This is a genomic window from Micromonospora sp. AMSO1212t (assembly GCF_008868145.1).
GTDB classification, from domain to species: Bacteria; Actinomycetota; Actinomycetes; order Mycobacteriales; family Micromonosporaceae; genus Micromonospora; species Micromonospora tulbaghiae.
In genome coordinates this window covers 1-5,251 of record NZ_WBKS01000216.1, presented here as the reverse complement: position 1 = coordinate 5,251, position 5,251 = coordinate 1, and the positions used below count along the sequence as shown (strand labels likewise).

The 5,251-nt window shown below is 73.0% G+C and carries 5 protein-coding genes; 2 read left to right on the top strand and 3 right to left on the bottom strand.

Annotated elements, in window-relative coordinates; translation table 11 throughout:
- The 3 genes from F8279_RS29070 to F8279_RS29060 all read right to left on the bottom strand — a co-directional run.
- The coding region (locus F8279_RS29070; protein WP_151501643.1) for a uracil-xanthine permease family protein at positions 1–1,363 on the bottom strand (1,363 nt) is incomplete at its 3' end.
- A gap of 94 nt (positions 1,364–1,457) precedes the next feature.
- Entirely contained in the window at positions 1,458–2,093 is a 636-nt protein-coding gene (locus F8279_RS29065) for an alpha-ketoglutarate-dependent dioxygenase AlkB (RefSeq protein WP_091423578.1), read from the bottom strand.
- 40 nt (positions 2,094–2,133) lie between these two features.
- On the bottom strand, positions 2,134–3,459 hold the full coding sequence (locus F8279_RS29060) for a polysaccharide pyruvyl transferase family protein (protein WP_091423581.1): 1,326 nt from the start codon (positions 3,457–3,459) through the stop codon (positions 2,134–2,136).
- Positions 3,460–3,618: 159 nt separating this feature from the next.
- Here F8279_RS29060 and F8279_RS29055 point away from each other — a divergent pair, with 159 nt between their 5' ends.
- Together F8279_RS29055 and F8279_RS29050 are read left to right on the top strand one after the other, a co-directional pair.
- Positions 3,619–4,848: an acyltransferase gene (locus F8279_RS29055; protein WP_091423583.1), complete on the top strand. Its 1,230-nt coding sequence runs from the start codon at positions 3,619–3,621 to the stop codon at positions 4,846–4,848.
- Between the two features lie 79 nt (positions 4,849–4,927).
- A partial coding sequence (locus F8279_RS29050; protein ID WP_151501642.1) for a hypothetical protein occupies positions 4,928–5,251 on the top strand: 324 nt, incomplete at its 3' end.

Below are 5,251 nucleotides of genomic sequence, written 5' to 3'. Positions count from 1 at the left end.
GGGCTGGGAGGTGTGTATAAGGGAGAGGTTCGGGGGTGGGGGACTGGCGGGACTCGGGGGTCGTGCCGCGTAGGCGGGCGATCAGGCGCATGCCGTGGTAGATCACCAGGGCCGCCGCCGTGCCCAGGGCGATGCCGTTGAACGACAGGTCGCCCGCGGTCAGCGTGTAGTTGGCGGCGCCGATGATCACCGCTACCGCGGCGGTGAACAGGTTGATCGGGTCGTGGAAGTCGACCCGGCTCTCGATCCAGATCCGGGCGCCCAGGATGGCGATCAGGCCGTACAGGGCGGTCGTGGCGCCACCGAGCACGCCGGCCGGGACGGTCAGGATCAGCGCGCCGAACTTCGGGCAGAGCCCGAGCAGGATCGCCGTGCCGCCGGCCACCCAGTACGCGGCGGTGGAGTAGACGCGGGTCGCCGCCATCACGCCGATGTTCTCCGCGTACGTGGTGGTGCCGGAACCGCCGCCGGAGCCGGCCAGCACTGTGGCGACGCCGTCGCCGAGCAGCGCCCGGCCCATGTCGCGGTCCAGGTTGCGGCCGGTCATCGCGGCGACCGCCTTGACGTGCCCGGCGTTCTCCGCGATCAGCACCAGGATCACCGGGATGACCAGCACGACGGCGCGCGCGTCGAAGCTCGGCGTGTGGAACTCGGGGAAGCCGACCCAGGCCGCCTGGCGCAGGCCGCTGACCGCCTGCTGGTCGAGGTTGCCGGTCAGCGCGGCGAGCACCCAGCCGACCACCACGCCGATGAGGATCGACAGACGCGCCACGAAGCCGCGGAAGAGCACAGTGGTGAGCAGGATCGCGACGAGCGTGACCACGGCGATCAGCGGCTGGGCCTTCACGCCGGTGCCGGAGCCGTCGCCGTCCCAGGCCACCGGCGCGAGGTTGAGGCCGATCAGCATGACGATCGCGCCGGTGACCACCGGCGGCATCAGCGCGTCGATCCAGCGGGAACCGGCCACCTGCACCACCACGCCGACGATCGCGAGCGCGACACCCGCGACGACGATGCCGCCGAGGGCCGCGCCGATGCCGCCGTCGGTCTTCGCGGCCAGCACCGGCGCGATGAACGCGAACGACGAGCCGAGGTACGAGGGCAGCCGGTTGCCGGTGATCAGCAGGAACAGCAGCGTGCCGAGCCCGGAGAACAACAGCGTCGTGGCGGGCGGGAACCCGGTGATCAGCGGGACGGTGAAGGTGGCGCCGAACATGGCGACCACGTGCTGCACGCCCACGCCGACGGTGCGCGGCCAGGAGAGCCGTTCGTCCGGCTGGACCACGTCGCCGGGGCGTACCTGGCGGCCGTCGCCGTGCACGGTCCACGGGGACCAGCGGGAGGAGGTGGGGGACTGGGTCATGGCCGCCCTTCGCGTCATCGGGTGACGGGGGCGTGATCGACCCTGGGGGTTGTTTCTAGCACGTGCCCTGCCCGGATGTGGGCCCGGCCCGGGCTCAGGCGACGCCGGTGGGACGGAACTGGACGCTGACCCGGGGGCCGACCGGGCGGGTGGTCTTCGGCACGGCGTGCTCCCAGGTGCGCTGGCAGGAGCCGCCCATGACCACGAGGTCGCCGTGGCCGAGCGGGAACCGAAGGCTGCCGCCGCCTCCGCCGCGGGGGCGCAGCAGCAGCGCGCGGGGGGAGCCGAACGAGACGATCGCGACCATCGTGTCGGTGTGCGCGGAGCGGCCCAGGGTGTCGCCGTGCCAGGCCACGCTGTCGCGTCCGTCGCGGTAGAGGCACATGCCGGCGGTGACGAACGGCTCGCCCAGCTCGGACGCGTAGTGCCGGGTGAGCGCGTCCCGGGCCGCGCTGAGCACCGGGTGCGGCAGCGGCCGGCCGGCGGCGTACCAGCAGAGCAGCCGGGGCACGTCGACCTCGGCGTCGTACATGGTGCGGCGCTCGGCCCGCCAGGGCACGTCGTGGCGCAGCGTGTCGAGCACCTCGTCGGAGCCGCGTACCCAGCCGGGCAGGTGGTCGACCCAGGCGCCCCGGCTCAGCTCGTGCCGGCGCAGTCGACCGGCGAGCGGGCCCAGGGTCGGGCCCTGCTCGGCCAGGTCGAGCATCGAGGGCTGGTACGCGTCGGACACGCAGCCGATCGTACCGCGCTCTCGAACAGGCGTACGACGGTCAGCGTCGCAGCATCCGGCGGACCTTGCCCGGGACGGCCTGCTTGATCCGCTCGCGGAGCTGCTGCGAGCGCAGCGCGTCGATGGTCCCGGTGAGCTTGGCGTTCTCGTCGCGCAGCCGCTCGATGCGGGTCAGCAGTTCGGCCGGCGTGGTGGCGGCGGCGGGCCGGACGGCCGGCGGGAAGACCGTCTCGCTCACCTGGCGGTCGAAGCGGGCCGCGCTGTCGCCGTCGGCGAACGAGGTGCCGAGGTCGTGCTTGGCCAGGAACGCCGTGATGGTCTCGAAGCGGGCCTTGTGGCCGTCGTTGAGCGCGGTGTAGTCGGCCTCCGCGTAGAGGTCGGCGGCGTCGACGTCGGCCGGCACGTCCCGCATGATCCGGTGCGGGATGCCGAAGTAGCGGGCCAGTTCCAGCGTGCGCGAGTCGTGGGCGAACAGGTAGCCGGGCGTGCCGGCGACGAGCGCCGTGATGGTGCCGTGGATGCGGGTGCCGAACGCGAAGTCGTACCCGGACAGGTGCGACATCCAGGTCCACGGGTCGACGAACATGCGCACCTTGTCCTCGGCGAACAGCGGGTGCGAGGTGTGCAGCGGGATGTCGCTGCTCTGGCCCCGGTGCTCGGGCGCGTCGCCGTAGAGCAGGGTGCCGAGCGTCCGCAGGTCCTGCGGCACGTAGCAGAGGTTCGGGTAGCGCTCCTGGTGGTGGCGGACCACCGAGGCCATCGAGCGGACGTACGGGGAGATGGTGAGCGCGACCTTCGAGTCGGCGGTCAGCTCCGGGCGGGTCTTCTCCAGCTGGAACGTGTCGCCGTGCAGGAACATCGACGGGCAGCCGATCTGCTCCACGGCGGAGAAGCCCAGCGCGTTGAGGTAGCTCTCGGTCACCTCGCCGCGTACGCCGATGCTGTGCGACCGGTCCAGCACGGCCTTGCAGAACGCGCGGACCGGCTCGTCGATCGGCCGCAGGTACTCGCGGTCGCCGTCGACGTTCGTCTGCACGCCGACGCCGAGCACCACCACCGGGATCTTCAGCCGTTCGATCAGCCGGGTCAGCGGGGTCAGGCGGTGAATGAAGCTGCGCCGGAACGCGTTGGCCAGGGGTACGACGAAGACGTCGTGCCGCTCGTTGATCTCGTCGGCGAGACGCGGGTCGGCCGGGGTGCGGGTCGGTGTGATCTCGGCCGTGGAGGTGGCGAGCAGCTTGTGCGCGGCGTGGCTGAAGACCAGGTTGCCGCTGTTGTCCCCGATCCAGTTGCCGGCGAACGTCTCCTCGGGCGTGAGGACGTCGAACGGGCCCTTGCGGGCGCGGAGCAGGATCCGCTGGTGCATCCGGTTTCGCTCACCTTCCGTACGGCACGGCGTGCGGGCGGGAGCCGTGGTGGGGTGCCCGCGCGTGCAGGAACGGAATCCTATCCGCCGCTCCTGGGAGACCCGGCGGACGTCGGCTCGCCGGGAACGTCCCGGTTCCCCGGGGGTAGGGTGCCCGGAATGACCAGCGCGCCGACCGTCACCCGTGCCCCACGACTGCCGTCGCTGACCGGATTGCGGTGGGTCGCCGCGCTGCTCGTCTTCGGCTTCCACGCCGGGACCATGGGGATCGTCGCCGAGCCGCACCTGAAGCCCTTGATCGACAAGGCGTTCAGCCTGGGCCTGTCCGGCGTCGAGTTCTTCTTCATCCTCAGCGGGTTCGTGCTGGTCTGGTCGTACCGGGACGGGGAACGCGCGTGGACGTTCCTGCGCCGCCGGTTCGCCAAGATCTACCCGAACCACGTGGTGACGTTCGTCGCGGCGGTGGCGATCGCCGCCTGGTTCGCCGACCCGATCGTGCCGTGGGCCGCGATCGCCAACTTCTTCCTGGTCCAGGCGTGGATCCCGCTGGGCGGCTACTTCTACAGCGTCAACAACGTGAGCTGGTCGCTCTCCTGCGAGCTGGCCTTCTACCTGTGCCTGCCGCTCGTGGTGCCGTGGCTGCGCCGGGCCCGTACCGGCGTGCTGCGGACCGTGCTGGTCGCGGCGCCGCTGCTCATCCTGGCGCTGTGGCCCGGCCAGCAGTTCGTGCCGGAGGAACAGCGGTGGTGGTTCACCCAGATCTTCCCGGTGACCCGGTCGCTGGAGTTCTGGATGGGCGTGGCCGCCGCCGAACTGATGCGCCGGCACCGCTGGCGCGGCCCGAACCTCACCGTCGCCACCGGCGTCTTCGTCACCACCTGGGTCGTCGCCGCGCTGTGGATCCCGGCCGAGTTCTGGGCGGCGCTGCTCGCGGTCGCGTACCTGCTGGTCATCGCCGCCGCGGCGGACGCCGACGTGCGCGGCCGGCCCACCCCCTGGCGGTCCCGCGCGATGGTCTGGCTCGGTGAGGTCTCGTTCGCCTTCTACCTGGTCCACGTGCTGGTCATGGTCACCGTGTTGCGGCTGACCGGGCACTGGGGGACCGGGCTGCCCGGCTGGCGCGGCCCGCTCGCGGTGCTCGGCTTCCTGGTGGTCACGCTCGCGCTGGCCGCCGCGCTGCACCGCTGGGTGGAGGTGCCGATGATGCGCCTGCTCGGCCCGTCCCGCCGGGCCCGCGCGGCGTCGCGCGTGCCGGCCCCCGCGCCGGCGGTGCCGGCTCCGCGCGGGGCCGCCGACGACGCCGCCACCCCGGCCGCCGACGGCGGCGCGACGTCCGTCGCCGGTCCGGGCGAGGGCATCGAGTACGCCGGGCGGCGTCGCCCGGACTGACACGCGCACCCGTCGGCCGGTCGATCGCGACACGCCGTGCGGCGGTGCGTTCGTGGGGGATCGGCGGTAATTTGTACCCGTGCTTCCGATCGCGCTCACCTGCCCCGTGTGGTGGGTGGCGCGCTGGACCGCCCGGATGCTCGCCAGTCTCGCCGTGGTCGTCGCCTGTTCGTTCGGCGCCGCCACGCTGCCGTCGGGTGTCGCCGCTGCCGCCCCGGCCCCGGCGGCGGCCGTCTCGGCGTACCCCGTCGCCGGTGCCTCGGCCACCGCGCGGCCGGAGGCCGACCGTGCGGCCGAGCGGCAGGCCCTTCCCGCCGGTGTCCCGGCGCCCGCTCCCCGGGCCGTCGACGCGGCCGCACCGCAGCCGGTCCCGGCCGGCCGGGACCGGCTGCGGTGCGGCCGC